This window comes from Mesorhizobium sp. P2_E7, assembly GCF_056403855.1.
This window is the reverse complement of the sequence record NZ_JBFUER010000004.1, coordinates 133275-156539: the sequence shown is the minus strand read 5'-3', so window position 1 is coordinate 156539 and position 23265 is coordinate 133275. Positions and strand designations below refer to the sequence as shown.

26 protein-coding genes are annotated in these 23265 nt (G+C 63.6%); 11 read left to right on the top strand and 15 right to left on the bottom strand.

The window, feature by feature from the left end; genetic code table 11:
* The first annotated feature begins 204 nt into the window (after positions 1-204).
* Together leuB and AC1DYC_RS22015 are read left to right on the top strand one after the other, a co-directional pair.
* A complete protein-coding gene (leuB, locus tag AC1DYC_RS22020; RefSeq protein ID WP_477409883.1) occupies positions 205-1308 on the top strand; it encodes a 3-isopropylmalate dehydrogenase in 1104 nt (367 codons plus the stop codon).
* The gene (locus AC1DYC_RS22015) at positions 1301-1792 is read left to right on the top strand and encodes an N-acetyltransferase family protein (RefSeq protein WP_477409881.1); all 492 of its coding nucleotides are present in this window, start codon (positions 1301-1303) and stop codon (positions 1790-1792) included. Before leuB ends, AC1DYC_RS22015 begins: the two co-directional genes overlap by 8 nt.
* Here the strand turns inward: AC1DYC_RS22015 and AC1DYC_RS22010 are convergent.
* Entirely contained in the window at positions 1789-2496 is a 708-nt protein-coding gene (locus tag AC1DYC_RS22010; RefSeq protein ID WP_477409879.1) for a DUF805 domain-containing protein, read from the bottom strand. The genes AC1DYC_RS22015 and AC1DYC_RS22010 overlap by 4 nt on opposite strands.
* Before the next feature lie 310 nt (positions 2497-2806).
* Positions 2807-4642: a DEAD/DEAH box helicase gene (locus AC1DYC_RS22005; protein WP_477409877.1), complete on the bottom strand. Its 1836-nt coding sequence runs from the start codon at positions 4640-4642 to the stop codon at positions 2807-2809.
* Positions 4643-4833: 191 nt separating this feature from the next.
* Between AC1DYC_RS22005 and AC1DYC_RS22000 the strand changes: the two genes are divergently transcribed.
* The 3 genes from AC1DYC_RS22000 to AC1DYC_RS21990 all read left to right on the top strand — a co-directional run bounded on the left by AC1DYC_RS22000 (position 4834) and on the right by AC1DYC_RS21990 (position 6771).
* A complete protein-coding gene (locus AC1DYC_RS22000; protein WP_477265864.1) occupies positions 4834-4959 on the top strand; it encodes a hypothetical protein in 126 nt (41 codons plus the stop codon).
* Positions 4960-5066: 107 nt separating this feature from the next.
* Entirely contained in the window at positions 5067-6101 is a 1035-nt protein-coding gene (locus tag AC1DYC_RS21995) for an aspartate-semialdehyde dehydrogenase (protein WP_477345540.1), read from the top strand.
* 211 nt (positions 6102-6312) lie between these two features.
* Positions 6313-6771 carry an N-acetyltransferase family protein gene (locus tag AC1DYC_RS21990; protein ID WP_477409875.1) on the top strand — a complete coding sequence of 153 codons (459 nt, stop codon included), beginning with the start codon at positions 6313-6315 and terminating at the stop codon, positions 6769-6771.
* A 3-nt stretch (positions 6772-6774) separates the two neighbouring features.
* On the opposite strand, the gene AC1DYC_RS21985 is transcribed toward AC1DYC_RS21990, so the two are convergent.
* The gene (locus tag AC1DYC_RS21985) at positions 6775-7182 is read right to left on the bottom strand and encodes an ACT domain-containing protein (protein ID WP_477409873.1); all 408 of its coding nucleotides are present in this window, start codon (positions 7180-7182) and stop codon (positions 6775-6777) included.
* A 188-nt stretch (positions 7183-7370) separates the two neighbouring features.
* Here AC1DYC_RS21985 and AC1DYC_RS21980 point away from each other — a divergent pair, with 188 nt between their 5' ends.
* The 4 genes from AC1DYC_RS21980 to AC1DYC_RS21965 all read left to right on the top strand — a co-directional run bounded on the left by AC1DYC_RS21980 (position 7371) and on the right by AC1DYC_RS21965 (position 9739).
* A complete protein-coding gene (locus tag AC1DYC_RS21980; RefSeq protein ID WP_477308988.1) occupies positions 7371-8276 on the top strand; it encodes a bestrophin family protein in 906 nt (301 codons plus the stop codon).
* A 122-nt stretch (positions 8277-8398) separates the two neighbouring features.
* Entirely contained in the window at positions 8399-8809 is a 411-nt protein-coding gene (locus tag AC1DYC_RS21975) for a DoxX family protein (RefSeq protein ID WP_477409871.1), read from the top strand.
* Between the two features lie 17 nt (positions 8810-8826).
* Positions 8827-9354, top strand: coding sequence for an SRPBCC family protein (locus tag AC1DYC_RS21970; protein WP_477409869.1), 528 nt, complete (start codon positions 8827-8829; stop codon positions 9352-9354).
* Between the two features lie 121 nt (positions 9355-9475).
* Entirely contained in the window at positions 9476-9739 is a 264-nt protein-coding gene (locus AC1DYC_RS21965; RefSeq protein ID WP_352586425.1) for a glycine zipper domain-containing protein, read from the top strand.
* 65 nt (positions 9740-9804) lie between these two features.
* On the opposite strand, the gene rpsP is transcribed toward AC1DYC_RS21965, so the two are convergent.
* From rpsP to AC1DYC_RS21930, 7 genes are all read right to left on the bottom strand, one after another.
* Positions 9805-10206, bottom strand: a complete 402-nt coding sequence (rpsP, locus tag AC1DYC_RS21960) for a 30S ribosomal protein S16 (protein WP_112560130.1) — start codon at positions 10204-10206, stop codon at positions 9805-9807.
* A 48-nt stretch (positions 10207-10254) separates the two neighbouring features.
* A complete protein-coding gene (locus tag AC1DYC_RS21955; protein ID WP_454575617.1) occupies positions 10255-10581 on the bottom strand; it encodes a chorismate mutase in 327 nt (108 codons plus the stop codon).
* 7 nt (positions 10582-10588) lie between these two features.
* A complete protein-coding gene (gene ffh / locus AC1DYC_RS21950) occupies positions 10589-12187 on the bottom strand; it encodes a signal recognition particle protein (RefSeq protein ID WP_477409867.1) in 1599 nt (532 codons plus the stop codon).
* Between the two features lie 292 nt (positions 12188-12479).
* Positions 12480-13421, bottom strand: a complete 942-nt coding sequence (locus AC1DYC_RS21945; RefSeq protein ID WP_477409865.1) for a glycosyltransferase — start codon at positions 13419-13421, stop codon at positions 12480-12482.
* 36 nt (positions 13422-13457) lie between these two features.
* Positions 13458-14432: a lysostaphin resistance A-like protein gene (locus tag AC1DYC_RS21940; protein ID WP_477409863.1), complete on the bottom strand. Its 975-nt coding sequence runs from the start codon at positions 14430-14432 to the stop codon at positions 13458-13460.
* Positions 14433-14549: 117 nt separating this feature from the next.
* Positions 14550-15149, bottom strand: coding sequence for a DUF1236 domain-containing protein (locus AC1DYC_RS21935; RefSeq protein WP_477289151.1), 600 nt, complete (start codon positions 15147-15149; stop codon positions 14550-14552).
* Between the two features lie 64 nt (positions 15150-15213).
* Positions 15214-16311 (bottom strand): zinc-binding metallopeptidase family protein, encoded by a 1098-nt coding sequence (locus tag AC1DYC_RS21930; protein WP_477409861.1) that lies wholly within the window; start codon positions 16309-16311, stop codon positions 15214-15216.
* Between the two features lie 285 nt (positions 16312-16596).
* On the opposite strand from AC1DYC_RS21930, the gene AC1DYC_RS21925 reads away from it, so the two are divergent.
* Positions 16597-17394, top strand: coding sequence for a lytic murein transglycosylase (locus AC1DYC_RS21925; RefSeq protein WP_477409859.1), 798 nt, complete (start codon positions 16597-16599; stop codon positions 17392-17394).
* Between the two features lie 248 nt (positions 17395-17642).
* Here the strand turns inward: AC1DYC_RS21925 and AC1DYC_RS21920 are convergent, their stop codons facing one another.
* The gene (locus AC1DYC_RS21920) at positions 17643-18866 is read right to left on the bottom strand and encodes an argininosuccinate synthase (RefSeq protein WP_477289161.1); all 1224 of its coding nucleotides are present in this window, start codon (positions 18864-18866) and stop codon (positions 17643-17645) included.
* Positions 18867-19092: 226 nt separating this feature from the next.
* Between AC1DYC_RS21920 and AC1DYC_RS21915 the strand changes: the two genes are divergently transcribed.
* Positions 19093-19734, top strand: coding sequence for a LysE family translocator (locus AC1DYC_RS21915; protein ID WP_477409857.1), 642 nt, complete (start codon positions 19093-19095; stop codon positions 19732-19734).
* Here AC1DYC_RS21915 and AC1DYC_RS21910 read toward each other — a convergent pair.
* The 4 genes from AC1DYC_RS21910 to AC1DYC_RS21895 all read right to left on the bottom strand — a co-directional run bounded on the left by AC1DYC_RS21910 (position 19706) and on the right by AC1DYC_RS21895 (position 23088).
* The gene (locus tag AC1DYC_RS21910; RefSeq protein ID WP_477409855.1) at positions 19706-20128 is read right to left on the bottom strand and encodes a hypothetical protein; all 423 of its coding nucleotides are present in this window, start codon (positions 20126-20128) and stop codon (positions 19706-19708) included. The genes AC1DYC_RS21915 and AC1DYC_RS21910 overlap by 29 nt on opposite strands.
* A 236-nt stretch (positions 20129-20364) precedes the next feature.
* Entirely contained in the window at positions 20365-20838 is a 474-nt protein-coding gene (locus AC1DYC_RS21905; protein ID WP_477409853.1) for a hypothetical protein, read from the bottom strand.
* Positions 20835-22070: a dual-specificity RNA methyltransferase RlmN gene (rlmN, locus tag AC1DYC_RS21900; protein WP_477268353.1), complete on the bottom strand. Its 1236-nt coding sequence runs from the start codon at positions 22068-22070 to the stop codon at positions 20835-20837. The genes AC1DYC_RS21905 and rlmN overlap by 4 nt, the downstream gene beginning before the upstream one ends.
* Before the next feature lie 514 nt (positions 22071-22584).
* Positions 22585-23088, bottom strand: coding sequence for an invasion associated locus B family protein (locus tag AC1DYC_RS21895; protein ID WP_181060894.1), 504 nt, complete (start codon positions 23086-23088; stop codon positions 22585-22587).
* Between the last annotated feature and the right edge of the window lie 177 nt (positions 23089-23265).

Genomic DNA, 23265 nt, shown 5'->3' with positions numbered 1-23265 from the left:
AAGCCGAGACGGAGAGGGGGCTGCGCCCTACGAAAAGGCCCCCTCTCCGTCCGCTTCGCGGACACCTCTCCCCGCCTCTGGCGGGGGCGAGGAACCTAGGTCCTGAGAGGTCGGCGCGCCGTAACGTTCTTCATCCCCTTGCGCCGCAAGCTCTTGGCGTTTAGCAAGGCCGCGGTTTCTCCAAACAGTATCGGGACGGTTCTGATGGCTTCAAAAAATCTTCTCCTGCTCGCCGGCGACGGTATCGGCCCCGAGGCGATGGCCGAGGTGAAGAAACTGATCGCGGCCATGAACGCCAAGCTCGGCAGCGGTTTTGCCACCGATGAGGGGCTGGTCGGCGGTTGTGCTTACGACGCGCATGGCGCGGCCATTTCCGATGCCGACATGGCAAAGGCGATGGCGGCGGACGCCGTGCTGTTCGGCGCCGTCGGCGGGCCGAAATGGGACAAGGTACCTTACGAGGTGCGCCCCGAGGCCGGGTTGCTCCGCCTGCGCAAGGACATGGAGCTGTTCGCCAATCTTCGTCCCGCCATCTGCTATCCGGCGCTTGCAGCCTCTTCCTCGCTCAAGCAGGAAGTGGTCGAAGGCCTCGACATTCTTATCGTGCGCGAGCTTACCGGCGGCGTCTATTTCGGTGAGCCGAAGCAGATCATCGATCTCGGCAATGGCCAGAAGCGCGGCATCGACACGCAGGTCTACGACACGTTCGAGATCGAGCGCATTTCGGGCGTCGCCTTCGAACTGGCGCGGGCCCGCAAGAACCACGTCACGTCGATGGAAAAGCGCAACGTGATGAAGTCGGGCGTGCTGTGGAACGAGGTCGTCACCCAGACCCAGAAGGCGCGCTATGCCGACGTCAAGCTCGACCATATGCTGGCCGATGCCGGCGGCATGCAGCTGGTGCGCTGGCCAAAGCAGTTCGACGTCATCGTCACCGACAATCTGTTCGGCGACATGCTGTCCGACATCGCCGCCATGCTGACGGGCTCGATCGGCATGCTGCCGTCGGCCTCGCTCGGCGCGCCTGACGTGAAGACCAAGAAGCGCAAGGCGCTGTACGAGCCGGTGCATGGCTCGGCGCCCGATATTGCCGGCCAGGGCATCGCCAATCCGATCGCCATGATCGCGTCCTTCGCCATGTGCCTGCGCTATTCCTTCGGCATGGTTGCCGAGGCCGACAAGCTCGAAGGCGCAATCGCCGCCGTGCTCGACGACGGGCTGCGCACCAAGGACATTTTGTCCGAAGGCATGACCGAGGTCGGGACGGTCGCGATGGGCGATGCCATCATCGCCAAGTTCCTTGGCTGATCCGGTAGCGGTCGACGTCCGCTGGGCGACGACCGACGACGCCGAAGCGCTTGCCACTGTGCTCTGCGAGATGGCGGCGCACTACCGGCAGGCGCCGCTCGATCATGGCCGCGCGGCGGCCACCGCGCGAAAGTGGCTTGGCGATGAAAGCCCGGCCTATCCGCATTTCGCGCTGGCCTTTGCCGACGGCAAGGTTGCGGGCCTCGCCTCGGTGGCCATCGCGCATCCCGGCATCGATCTCGAACGGCTGATGTTTTTGAAAGACCTGTTCGTGCGCGAGAATGCCCGCAACGCCGGCGCCGGCCGGGCCCTGCTCGGCTTTCTCTCCGGCCATTGCCTCAGGGAAGGCATCGGCCGCATCGATCTCACCACCGAGGACTGGAACGAAGGCGCCTTGCGTTTCTACGACCGGCTCGGCGCCGAGCGGCACGGGCAGAAGGTGTTTCTCCGGCTGTCGGCCGAGGCGCTGAAACGAATTGGCTAGAGCCGGACGCCTTGCGGCACCGGCCCCCACTGGTTTTCGTGGTTCTGGGTCGGGATCAGTCCGAACACGATGATGGCAAGCGTGCCGAAGGTCGGCACGAAAATCAGCAGGACCAGCCAGCCGGTCAGGCCGATGTCGTGCAGGCGGCGTACAATCAGCCCAAGCCAGGGCAGGAACGTCGCCAGCACAAACAGGCCCCAGACGCCGATCATCACGATCGGCCCGTTGCCGTCGTTGAAATTGCCGATCGTCTGGTCGGCGAGCGCGCCGACAAGACCGACCAGGATGAAGCTGACGGTCCAGAACAGGCAGTAGGCCCAGAATTCCTTGCGCCGCGCGCGCTCGGCGAAGTTGATGTAGTTGCGCGTCACGCCCAGCCAGAAATAGCCCGGCAGCCCGCTATCGTGGACCGCGCCATCTTCTGCCAGGCGGCCGAAATGCTGCGGCGCGGCTGAAGCGGCGGCGGGTTTGGGCGACGTGGCGCTTGCAGCGGGAGCTGCGGTCGCCGGACCGGCGGCCTGAGCGCGGATCGAGAAAACGTCGCGCGCCTGACCGCTTGCAGGCACGAACTCGACCACGGCGCCCTTGGCAATCACCGCACCGCGGCGCAGATCCTCGCGCGCAAACGTGTAGCGGTTGCCGTCCGCCCCGGTGATGAACCCAAAACCCTGGGCCTCGTCATAATGAAGAACTTCGCCCTGCATCCGCCTCACCCCCGTGTTGGCACAGACTGTTCAAAGTTACAGAGGTTCGCAAGGGGGATGGGCGAAATGCCTTCGTGGCCCAAGGGCGCAACGATCTAGACCGAGCGCCCGCCGTCGAGTTCCTTCACACCCCCCTCTGTCCTGCCGGACATCTCCCCCGCAAGGGGGGAGATTAGATGTCGCGAACGCCTTCGCTAATCTCCAACGTTGAAGAGAGGGCGCTGAGGCAGAAGCTGCCGATCTCCCTCCTTGCGGGGGAGATGGCCGGCAGGACAGAGGGGGGTGCTGTCCCTCCAGCGTTCCCAAAATTCTACTCCGGCCGCTTCTTCGGCTTCTTGTTCTTCGGAGGTCCGGCCTTGTCGAACTTCGGCTTCCCGGCCCAGGGCTTTGCATCGCCGGCGGGGCGCTTCTCGAATTTAGGCTTGTGAGCGCTTTGCGGCGCCTCGAACGGGCGCTTGCCGCGATGCGGCTTCTTGTCAGGCTTGGGCGCCTGGTAGCCGGCGCGCGACAAATCGGGCGTGCCTTCCAGGCGCTTCACCACGATGTTGCCCTGCAGCTTCTTGTCGGGGCCGATGGCGGCGAGGAAGCGGTCGGCCCAGTCGGCAGCGATCTGCACAAAAGTTTCCTCCTGTTGCATCTTGATGGCGCCGATCTCGCGCTTGGAGATGTTGCCGGTGCGGCACAGCATCGGGATCAGCCAGCGCGGCTCGGCATTTTGCCGGCGTCCGATCGACAGCGAGAACCAGACACTATCGCCGAAATCGTCGCGCCGGCTGGGCGCCTCGTCCCGACGCTCGAACCTTTCGCCCGCCGGTTTGTCACGCGAAGGCGTAAACGGTGCGACATCCATGAGATCTTCGGGGGCCGAGCGGCTGGCGCGGCACTGGCGCACGAAGGCGGCTGCAACCTGTTCGGCGCCATGCTTGGCCAGAAGCGCATCGATGAAGCCACGCTCGTCCTCGGCCACCGGCTCGTCGAAGGCCGGATCGGCAAGGATGCGCTCGTCGTCGCGCTTGATCACGTCGTCGGCCGAGGGCGGGCTCGCCCATGTCGCCTTCAGCCCGGCATTCTGCAGCAAGCGTTCGGTGCGCTTGCGGGCGCCGTTGGGCACGATCAGCGCGCTGACGCCCTTGCGCCCGGCGCGGCCGGTGCGGCCGCTGCGATGCAGCAGCGTTTCAGGATTGGTCGGCAGGTCGGCGTGGATGACCAGTTCGAGATTGGGCAGGTCGATGCCGCGCGCCGCGACATCCGTGGCGATGCAGACCTTGGCGCGGCCGTCGCGCATCGCCTGCAGCGCGTGGGTGCGTTCGTTCTGGCTGAGCTCGCCCGACAGCGCCACGACCGAAAAATTGCGGTTGTTGAAGCGAGCGGTCAGATGGTTGACGGCGGCGCGGGTATTGCAGAACACCAGCGCATTCTTGGCCTCATAAAAGCGCAGCACGTTGATGATGGCGTTCTCGCGGTCGGGGTAGGCGACATTCAGCGCCCGGTATTCGATGTCGAGATGCTGCTTTTCCTCGCCGCCGGCCGAGATGCGCACGGCGTCGCGCTGATAGCCTTGCGCCAGCGTGGCGATCGAGCGCGGCACTGTGGCCGAAAACATGAGCGTGCGGCGCTGGGCGGGTGCGGCGTCGAGAATGAATTCAAGGTCCTCGCGAAAGCCGAGATCGAGCATCTCGTCGGCCTCGTCCAGCACCACGGCTCTCAGCGCCGACATGTCGAGCGAGTTTCGGGTGATGTGGTCGCGCAGCCGGCCAGGCGTGCCGACGACGATGTGGGCGCCGCGCTCCAGCACGCGCCTTTCGCTGCGCATATCCATGCCGCCGACACAGGAAGCGACCGTTGCGCCGGTCGGCGCGTAGAGCCACTGCAATTCACGCATCACCTGCAAGGCGAGTTCGCGCGTCGGCGCAACGGCCAACGCCAGCGGCACACCGGCCGGGCCAAAGCGCTCTGCGCCTTCTAGCAGCGTCGGCGCCAAGGCCAGGCCGAAGGCGACGGTCTTGCCGGAGCCGGTCTGCGCCGACACCAGCGCGTCAGCCTCGCCGAGCTCGAGCACCGCCTTCTGCACCGGCGTCAGCTCGACATAGCCACGTTTTTCCAGCGCCTCTGCCAGCGCAGGAACGATACCTTCGAAATTGGACATCTTGCTCTTTCGGAATTCGGGGTCTGGGCTCATCATGGAGCACATGCCGGGGCTGACGCCGCGCCAGCCAAACAATATTTCGCGCGTTCGTACTTCTTGCGGCCGCTCTTGTACAGAGCGAGCGGCGCTTCTGTGCAATTGACTCCTGCCGCAAACCGCGTAAAAGCCGGCATCGAACGGGATCATTTTCGATGCGCGGCCTTTTGATGGCTCTTCTTGCATTCGACTTCCCCGGCCACAATCATCTGGCCGGGCGCGTTGGCGCGTCTTACCGTTCCAGCAAAACCATGGCCAAAACCACCACCAAAACGGTGTGATTCCCTTGGCCTAACCACCCTCTCCCGGGTCCGGCCCGGGGGACGAAACCCGCATTGGCCGGCGGGTTTTCTCCAAAAACCAGGCGGAGAGGGACAGGAGATTTCGAATGAGTTTCAAGGTTGCGGTAGTCGGCGCCACGGGCAATGTGGGCCGGGAAATGCTCAATATTCTGGAAGAGCGCGGCTTTCCGGTGAGCGAAGTGGTGGCGCTGGCGTCGCGGCGAAGCCAGGGCACCGAAGTGTCGTTCGGCGACCGCACGCTGAAGGTCAAGACGCTCGACCAGTATGACTTTTCCGACACCGACATCTGCATCATGTCGGCGGGCGGCAACGTCTCCAAGGAATGGTCGCCCAAGATCGGCAAGCAGGGCTGCGTCGTCATCGATAATTCGTCGGCCTTCCGCTACGACCAGGACGTGCCGCTGATCGTGCCGGAAGTGAACCCGGATGCGATCTCGCTGTTTTCGCGCAAGAACATCATCGCCAACCCGAACTGCTCGACGGCGCAGCTGGTGGTGGCGCTGAAGCCGCTGCACGACTTCGCCACCATCAAGCGCGTCGTCGTTGCCACTTATCAATCGGTATCCGGCGCCGGCAAGGAAGGCATGGACGAGCTGTTCACGCAGACCCGCGCCGTCTTCGTCGCCGACCAGGTCGACGTCAAGAAGTTCACCAAGCGCATCGCCTTCAACGTCATTCCGCATATCGACGTCTTCCTCGACGACGGCTTCACCAAGGAAGAGTGGAAGATGGTCGCCGAGACCAAGAAGATGCTCGACCCAAAGATCAAGCTGACGGCGACCTGCGTGCGCGTGCCCGTGTTCATCGGCCATTCGGAAGCGGTCAACATCGAGTTCGAAAAGCCGATCACCGCCGACGAGGCGCGCGACATCCTGCGTGAGGCTCCCGGCTGCCAGGTCTTGGACAAGCGCGAGGACGGCGGCTACATCACGCCGCTGGAATCGGCCGGTGAAGACGCCACCTTCATTTCGCGCATCCGCGAGGACTCGACCATCGACAACGGCCTGTCGATGTGGATTGTCTCGGACAATCTGCGCAAGGGCGCGGCGCTCAACGCGGTGCAGATCGCCGAACTCCTGGTCGAGCGCGGCCTGATCCAGCCGAAGAAGAAGGCGGCCTGACGGCGGTTTGATTGTCGCTCACGGGCCGTATCGCCGCTGCCGCGGCGGGCCCTCCGCGGGGGCGCCGGAAAGCCGGCGGCCCGCAGTCGCGGGCTCGGCCTTCGGCCGGGGCGCCTCTTCCTTCTCCCCTTGTGGGAGAAGGTGGATCGGCGCGTTAGCGCCGAGACGGATGAGGGGTGCTCCAGCGGAGTGAAACGTTTGCGTTCCCTTCATGACTAGCACTCAGCCCGTAGATATCATCCTGCGCCCCGCCACCAGCTCCGACGCCGCTGCCATCGCCCGGCTCATGCGGGCGGCACTTGGCTCGTTCTCCTGGATGCCGGTCATCCACACGCCAGCCGACGATCTTATCTTCATCCGCGATGTCGTGCTGCCCCGTCAGCAGGTGACCGTCGCCGATGCCGGCGAAAACATTGCCGGCTTCATTGCCGTCAGCGGCGATTGGGTGGAACAGCTCTATCTCGACCCCGTCTGGACGGGACAAGGCATCGGCAGCGCGCTGCTGATGCAAGCGACCGCGTCGCTGCGGATCGTGAAACTGCATTGCTTCCAGGCCAACACCGGCGCCCGGCGTTTCTACGAGCGCCACGGTTTTCGCGCCGAAGCGTTCGGCGATGGCACCGGCAATGAGGAAGGCCTGCCGGATATCCTCTACGTGCGGCGTCTGTGAAGCTCAGCCGACACTGTCCCTGGCCAACTGGCGCAGCAGTTCCATCGCCTCCTCGGCTCGGTCGGCAGGCACAAACAGATGGTCGTGATAGAAAGCCGAGACCGGATTGACGCCCATGCCGGCGGCGGCGAGCCGGGCGGTGATGGCGGCGAGGAAGCCGACGGCTTCCAGCGATGAATGGATGTTTAGCGTGATCATCCGGCTGGGGAAGGCGCCATCCAGGCCGACTGCTCTTGCGGCGTCCTCGGTCACAATCAGCGTCACACCCTCTCGTTCGCGAAAGACCATCACCGGGTCGACGCCTTGCGGCTGCGCAGCGCCAGGCGCGAGCGTGACGAAGACATGGATGGCCGGAAGCAGTTCGGGCGTCATCGACGCCAGCAGCTTTTTCAGATCGGTCTCGCCGGTCATTCCTGTCCTCGCCTGATGCAAGAAGTGTGTGGCTTGCACGTCTTCAATAGCCGCGACCGGCCAATGCCGATAGCCGGCACGGACCGCGCAGACGACATGGCGATGTCGCTGGCGGCTGGGCCAGCCGGGGCCGCCGCATCGCACAATCGGCGAGTTGAGGACCAGAGCGGTCCGTGAAAGGGGTTTCGATGATCGTTCGCCCGCGTCCGGGATTCCTGCATCTGTTCTTCATCATGCGCGGCTCCGTGGTGCCGCGCATCCTGCCGCAAATCTTCGGCTTTGCCGCCTATGGCGCGATGGTGGTGGTCATCGTCAGGGCATTGAAGCTCGACTTCGGCAACGCCGGCACGGCACCCTTCGCATTGCTCGGCGTCGCACTGTCGATCTATCTCGGCTTCCGCAACAACGCCGCCTATGACCGCTGGTGGGAAGCGCGCAAGCTGTGGGGCCAACTGGTCTTCGACATCCGCAACCTCGCGCGCGCCTCGAGCGGCCTGATCGAGGACCGCACCGAACTGCGCGGCCTGCTGATGGAAGCAACCGCCTTCTGTCACTTCCTGCGCGGCCTGCTCAGGCGCGTCGACGCCACGGCGGAAGCCCGCACCTTCATCGGCAACGACGTTGAAGGCGCCGCCAAGGCCGCCAACGCACCGGACGCCATGGTGCGGCGGATGGGCGGACGGATCGCGGCACTTCGCAAGGCAGGTGCCATCGATACGATCGGCTACCGCATCCTCGATGAGCGGCTGTCGGAAATCGCCGCTGCGCAGGCCGGCTGCGAGCGCATCGCCGGGACGCCGCTGCCCTTTGCCTACACGCTGCTCCTGCAGCGGACCGCCTACATCTTCTGCCTGCTGTTGCCATTCGGGCTGGCCTCCGCCGCCGGCTGGGCGACGCCGCTGTTCACGGCGCTGATCGCCTACACTTTCTTCGGCCTCGACGCGTTATCGGAGGAGCTCGAGGATCCGTTCGGCACCCAGCCCAACGACCTTGCGCTGGACGGCCTCTGCCGCGTCTGCGAGATCTCGGTGTTCGAGGCGCTTGGCGAGACGCCGCCGAAGATGATCCCGGCCGAAAAGTTTTATTTCTCCTAGGCCTAGATACGAGTGATGCCGCCGCGCCCAAAAAGAATCCCGCCCCTGTAGGATCGCCGCCTCGTGGCCCGTCCTTGGTCCGAAGCCAGCAAACGGCTGAAATCACCCAGGAGGGAACTACCATGAGCATTTCTCAAACCACGCCTGCCTCGTCGGGCACCCTGTGGACCGGCCGCGTACTCAGCGGCCTCATCATCCTGTTCATGATCTTCGACGGCGTCATCAAGCTGCCGCCGCTCGACGTCGTCACCCAGACCATGGTGCCGCTCGGCTGGCCGGCTGATGTCAACGTCGCGCGCCTGCTCGGCGTCATCGGGCTGATCTCGACGGCGCTCTATGCGCTGCCGCGCACCTCGGTGCTCGGCGCCATCCTGCTGACCGGCTATCTTGGCGGCGCCATCGCCACCAATATGCGTGTCGGCAGCCCGTTGTTTTCGCACACGCTGTTTAGCGTCTATCTCGGCATCATCCTGTGGGGCGGCCTGTATCTGCGCGACCCACGCGTGCGTGCCCTGATCCCGTTCAGCGAATAAGCGCAGAGGAGAAAAAGATGTTCACCACCATCCTCATCACTTTGATGATCATCATCGCCGCCGTCCTTCTTTATGCCGCGACACGGTCGAATGATTTCGTCACCAGCCGCACGGCCAGCATCAAGGCTGCACCGGAAGCAATCTTTCCGCTGATCAACGATTTCAAGCACTGGCCCGAATGGTCACCCTACGAAAAGCTCGACCCGGCGATGAAGCGCACGCTGTCCGGCACTGATGCCGGCAAGGGCGCGGCCTATGCCTGGGAAGGTAATGCCAAGGCCGGCAAGGGACGCATGGAAATCGTCAATTCCGTGCCGTCCTCGCTGGTGTCGCTGAAGCTCGATTTCGAAAAACCGTTCCGGGCCAACAACAGCGTCGACTTCACCCTGAAGCCGGCCGGTGACACCACCAGCGTCACCTGGGCGATGCGCGGCAGCCGGCCTTTCATTGCCAAGCTGATGGGCCTGTTCATGAATTTCGATACGCTGATCGGCAAGGATTTCGAGGCGGGCCTCGCCAACCTGAAGAAGGCGACCGAGAAATAGGACGAGCCGCCCCGGCTGGGATGGGCCGGAACGCATCGTTCCCTCTAATGGATCAATTCACGGTGTCATGCGTTGTCGAGCCAAGGCGCGTGGAGGCGCTTTCCGTTGGAGAGGAACGACAATGAAGAAAATTCTTACCATTCTGGTCTTGGCAACGGCGCTCGGCGCCTGTTCGCAAACGGAAAAAGGCGCGGCTGTCGGCGGCCTGGGCGGAGCGGCCATAGGCGCTGCGGTCGCAAATGATCCCGTGGAAGGGGCCGTCGTTGGCGGCGCGGTTGGTGCCGTTGCAGGAGCACTGATCGGCCGGGCCAACGAACCGGACCGTTGCCGCTATCGGGACCGCTATGGGCGTGTCTATATCGCCCGCTGCCCGGATGGCTATTGAGCGGACGTCAACGAAAAACGGCGGGCCTAGGCCCGCCGTTTTCTTAAAGCGATGAAAGCGAACGCTTACTCGGCGGTGGCTGCTTCCGCTTCGGCCGGGGCAGCGGCAGCGGCGGCAACGGCTGCAGCTGCGTCTTCCTGGGCCTTCTTCAGCAGAGCGGCGCGTTCCTGCGCCTTCTTGCCCGGCTCGGCCTTCTTCGGGTTGGAGCGGGCTTCGCGCTTGAGCAGGCCGGCCTCGTCGAGGAAGCGCAGCACGCGGTCGGTCGGCTGGGCGCCGTGCGACAGCCAATGCTTGACGCGGTCGGCGTCGACCTTGACGCGTTCGCCGTCCTTCGGAAGCAGCGGGTTCCACGAGCCGATCGACTCGATGAACCGGCCGTCGCGTGGCGAACGGGCGTCGGCGATGACGACGTGGTAGTAAGGACGCTTCTTCGAGCCCGCACGGGCCAGTCTGATCTTCAGTGCCATTTCATTTCTCCTAAAAGCTCTGATTTCAATGATAGGTTTGGCTAATATTTAGCCGGCTTTGCTTGCGCCGTTGGACGCGGCGATCTGCTCGTGATGGCGGATCACTTCGCGGACGACGAAGTTGAGGAATTTTTCCGCGAAATCGGGGTCGAGATGGGCATCCTTCGCCAGCTGGCGAAGGCGGGTAATCTGCTGCTGCTCGCGCGCCGGGTCGGCCGGCGGCAGGCCATGCTCGGCCTTCAGCACTCCGACCGCCTTGGTGCAGCGGAAGCGCTCGGCCAGCATGTGGATGAGGGCGGCGTCGATGTTGTCGATCGAAGCGCGATAGCCGGCCAGAATGGTGCGGGCGTCGGCCATGTCCTTTTCTTCGTTCATAGCGTCCTCACTTCTTCTTGCCGAGGCCGGGCAGTCCGCCGCCGCCCAGGCTGGGAAGCCCCGGAAGTTTCATGCCGCCGGGCAGACCGGGCAGGCCACCGCCGCCGGGAGCGGGCAGGCCCTTCATGCCGCCGAGGCCTGCGGCCTGCGCCTGCTTCTGTAAGGCTTCGAGCTGCTTTGGGTCCATCTTAGACAGATCGGGCATGCCACCGCCCATGCCGCCCATGCCACCCGGCATCATGCCGCCGAGGCCCATCTTGGAGGCCAGGCCGCCCATCATGCCGCGCATCAGGCCGCCGCCTTTGCCCTTGCCGCCCATCGCCTTCATCATGTCGGCCATGCCGCGATGCATTTTCAGGAGCTTGTTGATTTCGGCCGCATCGGTGCCGGAACCGGCGGCAATGCGCTTCTTGCGCGAATGTTTCAAAATATCGGGATTGGCGCGCTCGGCCTTGGTCATCGACGAGATGATGGCAAGCTGCCGGCCGAACATCTTGTCGTCGAGGCCGGCGGCGGCCATCTGGTCCTTCATCTTGCCCATGCCGGGCATCATGCCCATGATGCCGCCCATGCCACCCATTTTCGACATCTGCTGAAGCTGGCCGGCGAGGTCGTTCAAATCGAACTTGCCCGACTGCATCTTCTTGGCCATCGCCGCCGCCTGTTCGGCGTCGATGTTTTCGGCGGCTTTTTCGACGAGCGAGACGATGTCGCCCATGCCGAGGATACGGTCGGCGATGCGCTTGGGGTGGAATTCCTCCAGCCCGTCCATCTTTTCGCCGGTGCCGATCAGCTTGATCGGCTTGCCGGTGACGGCGCGCATCGAAAGGGCTGCGCCGCCACGGCCGTCGCCGTCCATGCGGGTCAGCACCAGGCCGGTGATGCCGACGCGCTCGTCGAAGCTCTTGGCCAGGTTGACGGCGTCCTGGCCGGTCAGCGAATCCGCGACCAGCAGGATCTCGTGCGGGCTCGACACCTTCTTGATGTCGGCCATTTCGACCATCAGCGGCTCGTCAATATGGGTGCGGCCGGCGGTGTCGAGGATGACGACGTCATGGCCGCCGAGCTTGGCCGCCTGCACGGCGCGCTTGGCGATGTCGACCGGGTTCTGGCCTGATATGACCGGCAGCGTCGCCACCTTGACCTGCTCGCCGAGCTGGCGGAGCTGCTCCTGCGCGGCCGGACGCCGCGTGTCGAGCGAGGCCATCAGGACCTTCTTGTTCTGGCGCTCGGTCAGCCGCTTGGCGATCTTGGCCGAGGTTGTCGTCTTGCCGGAGCCCTGCAGACCGACCATCATGATGACGACCGGGGCGGGCGCATTGAGGTCGACGGCGACGCCCTCGGCGCCCAGCATGTCGACCAGCTCGTCATGGACGATCTTGACGACCATCTGTCCCGGCTTGATCGACTTGACGACCGCGGCGCCGACAGCCTTCTCGCGCACCTTGTCAGTGAAGGAACGCACCACTTCCAGCGCCACGTCGGCCTCGAGCAGCGCACGGCGCACCTCGCGCAGCGCTGCCGAGACATCCGCCTCCGACAGCGCGCCGCGGCCGGTCAGGCCGTTCAGGATGGAGCCAAGGCGCTCCTGAAGTGATTCAAACATCTGTCGTCCTTCGATCTCGGTTCGGGGTTCGATCCGAGAGGTAATGCGTTCGCGCCAAGTGTCCAAACAAAAGAGCTTGTCCAAACAAAGCCCGGGCAAGCGCAAAGCCAAAAAGCACCCGGGGGCGCTCAGCGCTGCCGGGTGTTGGCCTCCAGGATCTGTTTACAGCACCCACCTCAAAGAGGTGTTGGCGTCCTGGTCGGCTTGCTCGGAGGAGTACTCGTCGCGGAATTCGGGGGCTGTAGACAGGAAATCGGCCGAAGAGTCAAGGTGCGGGCCGGATGGAACAAGCTCACGGCAGCGCCTCGCCATCGATGACGCGCGTGTAGAGGTCGAGATAGCCCTTGGCGGTTCTGGCGATCGGAAACCGATCGGCGGCGGACTCACGGCAGCGTTGCGGGGACAGGCCGGCTATCTCGCCGAGCGCTGAGCCGAACTCCGCGTCTGTATCGAAGAACCGCCCGGTGTCGGCGTCGACGATCTCGGGTAAGGCGCCGCGTGGCGTGGTCAGCACCGGCGTTCCGCACAGCATCGCCTCGACCGGCGCCATGCCGAACGGCTCTTCCCAGGCGATCGGGTTGAGAAAAGCCTTTGCCTCGCCGAGCAGGCGCAGCTTGGCGTCGCCATCGACGGTGCCGTGGAAGCGGTAGCGCCTGCTGAGGCTTTTGAAGAAGACGCCGTCGCGCCGGACCTGGCTGCGGGTCAGCAGCCGCCAGCGCGAGCCGCCGGCAATATCGAGCGGAAAATCGAATTCCTTGGCCAGCTCGACGGCGCGGCTAAGGTTTTTGCCGGCGCGGGCGATGCCGGCGAGGAACAGCAGGCGGTCGTTCTTCTGCCCGGCCAGCCGATAGGCATCCACCGGGAAGCCGTTGTGGACGAAGGTTTCCCTGCCGTGATTGCGGGCGTGGCTGGCGCTGACGAAACTCCAGTTCGGCCGCGGCCTTGGGTGTTGAGGCGCATAACCGTGCTCGGTGTTGAGGGTCGGAAACGGCGCCTCGATGTACCAGCCGTTGAAATGCACGATCTCGGTGTCGGCCGGAATGGCAGCCAGGCATTGCGCTGCCGACGATGCGTGCCTGACCTCGCAAAGCGGGTGGTCCGAGCCGGGGTTGGCGATCAGCACGACATGGTGGCCACAGCGGACGAGCTCGCTTGCCAGCCACTCGACCTGACGCTGGGTACCGCCATAGCCTCTGGACGGGATGGTGCCGGCCACCACGAGCGTGATGCGCATCAGCGTCGTCCTCCTGCTTCTTGCCGGATCATAGCCTTATCCGGAGACCGGCTCGACTTTCAGCGGCGAGCGTGGGTGCAGCAGCAGCAGGATCGTCAGCAAGGTGCAGACAATGCCGATTGCGGCGATGATGACGGCATCCGTCGTCGTCCAGCCGGGGCCTTCCAGCGGCTTGGCGTTGAACAGGGCGAAGGAATTGTAGCTTTCCTGATGCGAGATCAGCAGGAAGCCGGTGAGATTGTTGCCGAGATGGGCGCCGAAGGCGGCACCGAGATTGCCGGTGACATAGACCAGCAGCGTCAGCAGGAAGGCGAAAGCGGCGATCGAGGCCAGCACGCAGGCGTTGATGGTGAGGCTTGAATCCGGGCTCCAGTGCAAGGAGGTGAACAGCAAGGCGGGCAGCAGCGCCCAGACGTAAGGGCTCTGAAACCGCTTGGCCAGGCCGCGCAGCAGATAGCTGCGAAACAGCATCTCCTCGGACGAAGTCTGCAGCAGGGTCAGGGCCACGATCGGGAGCAGGAACAGAAGCCAGGTCGACAGGCTGATCGCGCCGCGCGCGATTTCGGGCTGCAGGCCATAGAGCAGGATCTCGGAGATCGCCGAGGTGATCAGCACCGCGATCAGGCCTTTGACGAACCCCGGCAAGGAGACGCGACGGCTGGCGCCGAAAAGTGCTGCGAGCGGCTCGCCATGGACGAAACGCATGGCAAGCCACAGGCCGATCCAGATGCCGGCAAACGAGGTGAGCGCGGTGAGTATGCCGATGGGCGAGGCCAGAAAGCCCTGTAGCGGCCCGCGCGGATCGCCCGGCAATACATGCCAGATGATGGCGAGATAGGTGCCGCCAAGCACCACCACCAAAGTGATCGCCACCCAGAACAGGACGACGATGGCCGTCCCGATCATCAGGCGCGGCAGGTTGGTCTTTTCGGTGGCCGTGTTGCGATAGCGCTCGAAGGCGACTGGATCTGATGTCACGCGAATTCCTCTGCCGAACGCATCGGGTCGCATGATCTAGGGGATCGGCGCGTTGCGCGCAATCGCTGCTGTTCGGCGAGCATTTGCGCCGCCCTCGACCAAGGTAGGAGGGCGGCACAAAGTTCACTTATTGGTCACTGCAGGCAAAAATCAGCGCACGACGTACATGATGCGCCGTGTCTGGGGGTCGACCAGCGCCTGCTGGCCGTTCACATAGACGTAGCGGTAGCGATAGTCGGGGATTTCGCGCAGTTCGACGGTGTCGGGCAAGGTCGCGCCCGTGACCACTTCGCCGTCGAGATAGACGGGGTCGAGCCGGTGCGTGCTGACATAGGTGCCGACTTCCGCCGGCGGCCTGTCGATGGCGTCGATGGGGCCGTCGTCGGACAGGATCGCGCCGGTATAGGTGTCGGGATAATCATCCTGCGGCGGTGCAACGACGGTGATGGCGGCGTCGGCGGGGCGGCGCGTCAGCACGACCCGGCTGCCGCCGAAATCGGCCGTTACATAGTCGGAATAGACCCAGCCCTGGCCGCCAGCCTCGGCAATGGTGCACCATTTGCTGTTTTCGATGCAGCCATTGAGCGTCGCCGACTGGCCGGCGGCAAGCACGCCGATCACCGGATATTGCGGGCCGGGACCGGCGCGCACGTTAAGATCGGTGACGGCCGAGACGGCGGTATCGGCGAGTGCCGCACCCGACATGGCGACAAGCGCCCCGGCGACGGCCGGAAACAGTATGCGTCTCATTGGTTTCTCTCCGTTTTCATGGTCCCTCGCGAGCCCAAACGAAAACGGAGCGCATGCGTTCCGGCTAAAATGCCCGGATCGGCTCACGATTTATTCCGGTTTCTTTCGGCAAACCGGTCAAAAGCTCATGCACGAAGGCGAGTTTCCGCGCCGTCACGTCCGAAATGACGAAGGGATAGAGGTCGGGCAGGCCCATGCAGCGGTTGATCGAGTTGGAAGCTTCCGACAGCACCAGCCAGCGGGCGAGGATCCTTTCGAAAGGCTCGGGTACGGCGTCAGGCTCGGCGGGTGCGGGCTGCAGGCGGCCACCGGTGTCGCCCAGCGGCAGCACATTGGCTTCCATCGTCTCCAGCTGGCCGAGCGGAAAGTTCAGGGCGTGCACCATTTCCAGCGTGTCGGTGATGTGCAGATGGTGCGCCCAGGTCTCGGCCCAGTCCTCCCATGGATGCGACGTCGCATAGGCTGAAATATGGCTCTGCTGCCAGTCGGGTGCCGCGCCATTGGCATAGTAGGTCTGCAGTGCCTGCTCATAGTCGGCGCGCTCGTCGCCGAACAGTGCGCGAAAGGCGTCGAGCCGTTGCGGGTCGTCGCGGATCAGCCGGTCCCAATAGTAGTGGCCGAGCTCATGGCGGAAATGGCCGAGCAGCGTGCGGTAGTTCTCGCCCATCTCGACGCGCCGCCGCTCGCGCTCGGCTGAGTCCGCCTCGGCGACGTTGAGCGTGATCAGGCCGTTGTCGTGGCCGGTGAGGATGCGCTCGCCGCCGGGACCACCGCCGATCGGGTCGGCCAGGAAGTCGAAGGCAAGGCCGATTTCGTCGCCGGGGTTCTGCTTGGGCGCCACCGGCAGGCCGAAGGCGAGCAGCGAATAGATGGCGCGCTTCTTGGCCGCCTCGACGCGGATCCAGCGGCGGCGGTTGCCGTCCACAGAGAGATCCGGGATCAGCTTGTTCAGCGCGCAGGCGCGGCAGAAGGGGTGGCCGGGCTCGGCCATCCAGTTGCAGGCGCATTCATCGGCATTGGTGCAGTGGAAGATGCCGTTCACATCAGACAAGGCAAAGCGCGCATGCTCGGGGTCGTAGAGCACAAGGCTCGAACAGCTCAGGCACTGCGCGTTCTCGAAATAGAGGCGGTGGCCGCAATGCGGACAGTCGAACAGTTTCATGTCGATCTCAAAACGTCAGCATATGGTCAGGGTATGGATATGGTGCGGAGCGGCGCCTCGCCCAAACGCCGGCCATGGGCAGGCGTTCCATACCGATGCGAGATCTTTTTTGTTCGAGCAGCGGATTGTCCCGCCCTGCGTCGCGCGCTCCCGCCACAATAAGCACTTGATCGTAGGCAAATTCCGCTGCATTGGCCAGCGTGGCGCCGGGGGTACGGTGACAATGGCGCGTTTCACTGGCAAGTTCACAACCGGGACGTGATTCAGGCAAATCAGGAGAGAAGCATGGCATTGTTTGCCAAGGGAAGGATTTTTGCTGCCACGGTGGTGGCGGTGCTTGCGCTGGCGACGGGCGCGCAGGCGGCGGCCAGCTGCGGCAAGACCGGCGCCGGTTTCGAGGCGTGGAAGCCGGAATTCGCGGCAGAGGCCAAGGCCGAAGGTGTTGGTCCCAAAGGCCTGGCCGCTCTGGCCGGCGCCAGCTACGCGACAAAGACGATCTCCGTCGACCGCGCCATCCACAAGGCGTTCAGCGGCTCGGTGGATGCTTTCATGAAGCGTCGTGGCGGGGCCTCGATCATTTCCAGGGGCCGTTCGCTGAAGAAGCAGAACGCCGCCATGTTCGAGAGGATCGAGAGCAATTACGGCGTGTCGCCGGGCGTGCTGCTCGCCATCTGGGGCATGGAGACGGGCTTTGGCTCCGCCATGGGCAACCAGAATACGGTCTCCGCCATTCTCACGCTTGCCTATGATTGCCGCCGCCCGGGGTTCTTCTACCCGCATGCCATTGCCGCGCTGAAGCTGGTCGATCGCGGCGCGCTGAGCGCCTCGTCGGTGGGTGCCGCGCATGGCGAGATCGGCCATACGCAGTTCCTGCCCGGAAATGTCCTGAAATATGGCGTCGGCAACGGAAACCTGCGCGACAAGGCAACCGCGCTGGCGTCCACCGCCAACTTCCTCAAGGCTCATGGCTGGCGGGCGGGTGCGAGCGCCAGTGCCAATATGGGCGCCATTGCCGGCTGGAATTCGGCCAGCGTCTACCAGCAGGCCATCGCCCAGATCGCCGACGCGATCGACGGCGGTTGATAGAAAATCCATTCAACGGAAAGCCCGGCCATGTGCCGGGCTTTTTTGTTGAGGGTTTGGCATGCCAAGAGCGGCGAGCGCCTGGGCTCTCAATTGTTCGCGTAGCCGCTCAGCGGGCATTTCCGGGAAGCGGGAACCTGGAAGGTGCCGTCAAAACCCTTGCAGGTACGGAACTTGGAGTTCCGCGGCGCAGTGGCTTTCGCCCTTGACCTGCGTCTCCGCCGGGTTTTCCTGGATAGTAGTTGAGCTCAACCCTTGCGGTTGCGCGCGGCCAGTGTCCTCAGCCGCAGCGCATTGAGGCGGATGAAGCCGGCGGCGTCCTTCTGGTCATAGGCGCCGCGGTCATCCTCGAAGGTGACCAGTGCGTCGGAATAGAGCGTCTTCTTCGACTTGCGGCCGGTGACCATGACATTGCCCTTGTAGAGCTTCAGGCGCACCGTGCCTTCGACATCTTCCTGGCTCTTGTCGATCATCGCCTGCAGCATCAGCCGCTCGGGCGAAAACCAGAAGCCGTTGTAGATGAGCTCGGCGTAGCGCGGCATGAACTCGTCCTTGAGGTGGCCTGCACCCCTGTCGAGCGTAATCGATTCGATGGCGCGGTGGGCCACGATCAGGATGGTGCCGCCAGGTGTTTCGTAGACGCCGCGCGACTTCATGCCGACGAAGCGGTTCTCGACCAGGTCGAGCCGGCCGATGCCATTGTCGCGGCCGAGGTCGTTGAGGGCGGTCAGCATCTCAGCCGGCGACAGCTTCTTGCCGTTGAGCGCAATCGGGTCGCCCTTCAAGAATTCGATCTCGATCTCGGTGACCTTGTCGGGCGCGTCCATCGGCGAGACGGTGCGCTGGTGGACAAATTCCGGCGGCTCGCTCCACGGATCTTCCAGCACCTTGCCCTCGGAGGAGGAGTGCAGGAGGTTGGCGTCGACCGAGAAGGGCGCCTCGCCCCTTTTGTCCTTCGCCACCGGGATCTGGTGCTGCTCGGCGAAGTTGATCAGGTCGGTACGCGACTTGAACGACCAATCGCGCCATGGCGCGATGACCTTGATGTCGGGGTTGAGCGCATAGGCCGACAGCTCGAAACGAACCTGGTCGTTGCCCTTGCCGGTGGCGCCGTGGGCAATCGCGTCGGCGCCCGTCTCTTTGGCGATCTCGACCAGATGCTTGGAGATCAGCGGCCGGGCGATCGAGGTGCCGAGCAAATAGGTGCCTTCATAGACGGCGTTGGCGCGAAACATCGGGAAGACGAAGTCCGAGACGAACTCTTCGCGCACATCGACGACGCGGATATCCTTGATGCCCATCATCTCGGCCTTCTTGCGCGCCGGCTCCAGCTCGCCGCCCTGGCCGAGATCGGCGGTGAAGGTGACGACTTCGGCGCCGAGTTCGGTCTGCAGCCATTTCAGAATGATGGAGGTGTCGAGGCCGCCGGAATAGGCGAGCACGACCTTCTTGACGTCTTTTGTCTTCGACATTGTTGGCGGTTCCGCGACAAGGGTTCTTCGCGGGCGAGGTATCACGGGCTTTCCGGCCAGCGCAAGGGACGAACGCGGATCAGGGCTGGACCAGATGCTGCGGCTTGCAGACGCTGGCCCGGGCGCGCCGCGTGCGCTATAGGCTGCGCTTCCTTTTTGTATAAGCATCGAAGTCTCCCAAAACCGGCCTCCACTTTTGGGTCCGATGCTCTGTTAGGGGCGATCAATGTCCTTCATTCCCGACACCACGACGCTGATCCCGTTCGCCATCGCCACCATGATCCTGGCGATCACGCCGGGGCCGGACATGACGCTGTTCGTCTCGCGCACGCTGAGCCAGGGCCGCGCCGCCGGCTTTGCCTCGCTGGCCGGGGCGCTCACCGGCACGCTGATCCACACCACTTTGGTGGCGGTCGGCATCTCGGCGCTGATCGTCGCCTCGCCGATGGCCTTCCTCGTGCTGAAAATCTTCGGTGCCGCCTATCTCGTCTTCCTCGCCTGGCAGGCCCTCGCCAAGGGCTCGGCGTTTTCACCGGAGAAGAAGAGCGGCCCCGAGATTTCGCTGTCCCGCAGCTGGGCCGCCGGGCTCGGCGTCAATCTGCTCAACCCGAAGATCATCCTGTTCTTCATGACGTTTTTGCCGCAATTCGTCTCGGCGCATGACCCGAACGCGCCGGGACAATTGTTCGTCCTCGGCGTCATGTTCATCGTGCTGTCGATCCCGGTGACGGCGCCGATGGTGTTTGCGGCGGAAAGGTTTTCGGCGGCGATGAAGGCCAGCCCGCGCATCACACGGGTGGTCGACTATCTGTTCGCCGGGGTGTTTTCGGCCTTCGCGCTCAAGATTCTGACCGCTCAGGCGAAGTAGCCTTTCGCCAGCCTGCGCTGCGCCCCGCAACCGCCCAATAGGCCAGACCAGCGACGAGGCCGCAGGTGAACAACGCGGCGTGAGTCTCCAGAGGAGGGACTGTTGGAGTGCCGGTAATCCAGTGCACTTTCTGCACCTCGCCAACATATCTCCAAAATGGTTGATACTCGATCCAGAATGGAAAGTAACTGACGATGCCGCTCAGGCCGCCCGCGATCGCGTAGTAGAATGGAGTTCTGATCGAAAAGAATGCTGCCAATGTGACAACCAGGCAGAAAGGCAGGACACCCAGAAGACCGATGAATACGCCAAAGAACAACACCAAGACAGGGCTTATCGCGAGAACCCCTACCCAATGCTCGGGATCTTTCCAGGCGCCGTATACGAGGGTCATTGTGACCAGGGTTGTACTAGACGCTGCTACTGCGACCATATATCCGAGAATGAGAGTTGCAAACCGGTCCATAGTAGTTGGGGCAACCTGCAGATCGAAAAAACGAAAAGTGTTCCTGCCAATCAATGTGCAGGAAATCGTTAAAAATCGACTGTTCACCTCGTGGCGAGTTGCTGTTCAGGAGTCGCGGCGGTGGTCGGCTATTCTCTTTGCCGGAGCGTTTTTCGCCGTCGCACTCAGGACTCTGACCGCTCAGGCGAAGTAGCGGCCTGCCACCAGCTTCCGGCCCAGCGGCCGGCACTTAGCCAGTAAAAGATGCCGCCAACCATGCCGCAGCCGATCACGGCGGCGATGGCGCGCGGATCGGTGACATCGAAATTGATATCGGCATTCCGGTGGACAAAGCCGAGGAACACCGCGGCCACGACGCCGCCCGCAAGCGCATAGAACAGCCAGTCGCGGCGGCGGAAGATTTCCGAGATCAGGATGACGATCGCCGCCGGCATGAAGGCGAAATAAGCGATGAACAGCGCCACGAAGGGGATCGAAAAATACAGCGATGCGGTTGCCGTCGGGTGGGCATGTTCCGGCGCGTAACCGAGCGAGGCCAGGAACAGGATGTTGAGAAAGGCGCTCGCCGCCAGCGCGGCGACGACATAGCCGAACAGGATGACGGCGAAGCGGACGAGATAGGCGATGAGGCGGCTCACGCCTCGCCATGCCCCGCGATCATCATCGCTTCCAGCGCCAGCCGGTCGACCTTGCGCATGCGTTCGGAGTCCGACTTGAGCTGGCCGCAGGCGGCCAGGATATCACGGCCGCGGGGCGTTCGGATCGGCGAAGCGTAGCCGGCATTGTTGATGTAGTCGGCGAATTTCTCGATCGTCTCCCAGTCCGAGCACTGGTAGTTGGTGCCCGGCCACGGGTTGAACGGGATCAGGTTGATCTTGGCCGGAATGCCCTTGAGCAACTTGATCAGCCCCTTGGCATCCTCGATGGAATCGTTGACGTCCTTCAGCATCACATATTCGAAGGTGATGCGCTTGGCGTTGGACAGGCCGGGATAGGCGCGGCAGGCCGCGATCAGTTCCTTCAACGGATACTTCTTGTTGATCGGCACCAGGAGGTCGCGCAGGTCGTCGTTGGTGGCATGCAGCGAGATCGCCAGCATGACGCCGATCTCCTCGCCAGTGCGGAAGATTTCGGGCACGACGCCGGAGGTCGACAGCGTGATGCGACGTTTCGACAAGGAAAGTCCATCGCCGTCGGAGGCGATCAGCAGCGCCTTCTTCACCGCCTCAAAATTGTACAGCGGCTCGCCCATGCCCATCATGACGATGTTGGAGACCTTGCGGCCCTCGGCCGGCACGATGGCGCCGTCGGGCGTGTCGCGGTCGGGGAAGTCGCCGAGACGGTCGCGGGCGGTGAGCAGTTGGGCGAGGATTTCTTCCGCCGTCAAATTGCGAACCAGCTTCTGGGTGCCGGTGTGGCAGAAGGAGCAAGTCAGCGTGCAGCCGACCTGCGACGAGATGCAGAGCGTGCCGCGGCCTTCCTCGGGGATGTAGACGGTCTCGATCTCGACCGGACGGCCGGCGCCGCGCGGCGGAAAGCGGAACAGCCATTTGCGGGTGCCGTCGGCGGAAATCTGCTCCTCGACGATTTCGGGCCGGGCGACGGTGAAATGCTTGTCGAGCTCGGCGCGCAAATCCTTGGAGATGTTGAACATGCCGGCAAAGTCGGACACGCCGCGCACATACATCCAGTGCCACAGCTGCTGGGCGCGCATCTTCGCCTGGCGCTCGGGCACGATGCCGGCGCCAACAAGGGCTTCGCCGAGTTCGGCCCGGGTCAGGCCGATCAGCGACGGCTTTTCAGCCGAAGCAGTGCGGGCACGCAACGCATCGCGTGCGCCCTCAGTGGTGAGATCGAAGGAAAGGGTCATAGCAGCGCCAATATAAGCGAATTGCGGCCGATTTCATCCATCGTGCCGAAAACGAAGCGCGGCGCATAGCACAGGTTGCGGGCAGAGTCATGCGGGGCGACTTTTCGGTAGTGTCTCAGTTTGAAATCACAGAAGCGTCGGACCAAGAAATTCTAGTGCAACCGAACCCAAGATGCCGACACCGGCCAACAGCCCCATTCCCCAAGCGGGCCTCGTTGTAACGAATGGTGTGAGTATCGCTATGGCCAAGATGGCCATCCGAGCAATGTCGGATCGCAAGTAGACGGTCTGGCTCCGATAGTTCCAAGCCATACCAACCGGGCCTTCGGACACTCCCCAGACGCTGCACCAGGACGACGCTGGCGTAACATCGCAGCGAACGCTTGCTGCATCGATAAAGTCGAGTAGGAGAAGAAATGCCAAGCCAGCTAAAGCGATTTGGCATGTTGCTTCAAGGAAGGTCGGTCGCCTTACGAGCATCTGCATCCGCTGAAGGAGGCCGCGTTGCGCTAACCTACTTGCACTTGGCGATCGAGGTCAGCGCGGCCGAGATGCCTTTCAGCGAGAACACATAGGTTGTGGTGTTGCCGCGGCCGGACTTCGCCGACACCTTCATGTCGGTGCCGGTCTTCATGGCGGCGATCAGCACCGGCTCTTCGGCGGCGTTCTCCACCCAGGCCGATTTGCCGCGGGTGAACATCGAGAACGACTTCTTGTCGATGGTGACGGTCGCCTTGGAGCCTTCCTGGAAGGTGTAGCCGGCGATGAATTGCGGCTCGTAGGACACTTGCTGACCCGGCCGCTGGCTGACGAAGAAGAACATGTCGCCATGGTCGAGCGTCGGCGGCTGCTTGTCGGTCGGCACGGTCAGCACGTAGCAGACCTTGCCGCCCTGCGCCTGGTAGCTGTAGGTGCCCCAGGCGTTGTGCTGGCCGATCTTGGTCGCCTGCTGCGCCAGCGCCGGCGCTGCAAAGGCCACCAGGACCAGGCTCGAGACTAGTGCAATCAATCCGCGCATCGTTTTTCCCGTATTCCAAATGGTGCGGGGGCAGGCCGGCTTGGCGTCCTGCCCGTCGCTTCATTTTGATTTAATCTGGGTTACCAAACGGTGAATTTCCCTTGGAAAAGGACATTCACCCATGGAAACCACCGCCATTTCCGCGCCGCTTGTTGAAAAACGGCTTTCGCAATGTCC

Bases quoted from the DNA above. Each gene is read 5' to 3' on its own strand.
- AC1DYC_RS21945 (WP_477409865.1), bottom strand. From the start codon at position 13,421: ATGCGCATCACGCTCGTGGTGGCCGGCACCATCCCGTCCAGAGGCTAT.
- AC1DYC_RS21915 (WP_477409857.1), top strand. From the start codon at position 19,093: ATGTCCTTCATTCCCGACACCACGACGCTGATCCCGTTCGCCATCGCC.
- AC1DYC_RS22000 (WP_477265864.1), top strand. From the start codon at position 4,834: ATGCGCGGCCTTTTGATGGCTCTTCTTGCATTCGACTTCCCCGGCCAC.
- AC1DYC_RS21940 (WP_477409863.1), bottom strand. From the start codon at position 14,432: ATGCGACCCGATGCGTTCGGCAGAGGAATTCGCGTGACATCAGATCCA.
- AC1DYC_RS21935 (WP_477289151.1), bottom strand. From the start codon at position 15,149: ATGAGACGCATACTGTTTCCGGCCGTCGCCGGGGCGCTTGTCGCCATG.
- AC1DYC_RS21970 (WP_477409869.1), top strand. From the start codon at position 8,827: ATGTTCACCACCATCCTCATCACTTTGATGATCATCATCGCCGCCGTC.
- AC1DYC_RS21975 (WP_477409871.1), top strand. From the start codon at position 8,399: ATGAGCATTTCTCAAACCACGCCTGCCTCGTCGGGCACCCTGTGGACC.
- AC1DYC_RS21985 (WP_477409873.1), bottom strand. From the start codon at position 7,182: ATGACCGGCGAGACCGATCTGAAAAAGCTGCTGGCGTCGATGACGCCC.
- AC1DYC_RS21895 (WP_181060894.1), bottom strand. From the start codon at position 23,088: ATGCGCGGATTGATTGCACTAGTCTCGAGCCTGGTCCTGGTGGCCTTT.
- AC1DYC_RS22005 (WP_477409877.1), bottom strand. From the start codon at position 4,642: ATGTCCAATTTCGAAGGTATCGTTCCTGCGCTGGCAGAGGCGCTGGAA.
- leuB (WP_477409883.1), top strand. From the start codon at position 205: ATGGCTTCAAAAAATCTTCTCCTGCTCGCCGGCGACGGTATCGGCCCC.
- AC1DYC_RS21955 (WP_454575617.1), bottom strand. From the start codon at position 10,581: ATGAACGAAGAAAAGGACATGGCCGACGCCCGCACCATTCTGGCCGGC.
- rpsP (WP_112560130.1), bottom strand. From the start codon at position 10,206: ATGGCACTGAAGATCAGACTGGCCCGTGCGGGCTCGAAGAAGCGTCCT.
- AC1DYC_RS21980 (WP_477308988.1), top strand. From the start codon at position 7,371: ATGATCGTTCGCCCGCGTCCGGGATTCCTGCATCTGTTCTTCATCATG.
- AC1DYC_RS21925 (WP_477409859.1), top strand. From the start codon at position 16,597: ATGGCATTGTTTGCCAAGGGAAGGATTTTTGCTGCCACGGTGGTGGCG.
- rlmN (WP_477268353.1), bottom strand. From the start codon at position 22,070: ATGACCCTTTCCTTCGATCTCACCACTGAGGGCGCACGCGATGCGTTG.
- ffh (WP_477409867.1), bottom strand. From the start codon at position 12,187: ATGTTTGAATCACTTCAGGAGCGCCTTGGCTCCATCCTGAACGGCCTG.
- AC1DYC_RS21930 (WP_477409861.1), bottom strand. From the start codon at position 16,311: ATGAAACTGTTCGACTGTCCGCATTGCGGCCACCGCCTCTATTTCGAG.
- AC1DYC_RS21910 (WP_477409855.1), bottom strand. From the start codon at position 20,128: ATGACCCTCGTATACGGCGCCTGGAAAGATCCCGAGCATTGGGTAGGG.
- AC1DYC_RS22010 (WP_477409879.1), bottom strand. From the start codon at position 2,496: ATGCAGGGCGAAGTTCTTCATTATGACGAGGCCCAGGGTTTTGGGTTC.
- AC1DYC_RS21965 (WP_352586425.1), top strand. From the start codon at position 9,476: ATGAAGAAAATTCTTACCATTCTGGTCTTGGCAACGGCGCTCGGCGCC.
- AC1DYC_RS21990 (WP_477409875.1), top strand. From the start codon at position 6,313: ATGACTAGCACTCAGCCCGTAGATATCATCCTGCGCCCCGCCACCAGC.
- AC1DYC_RS21995 (WP_477345540.1), top strand. From the start codon at position 5,067: ATGAGTTTCAAGGTTGCGGTAGTCGGCGCCACGGGCAATGTGGGCCGG.
- AC1DYC_RS21920 (WP_477289161.1), bottom strand. From the start codon at position 18,866: ATGTCGAAGACAAAAGACGTCAAGAAGGTCGTGCTCGCCTATTCCGGC.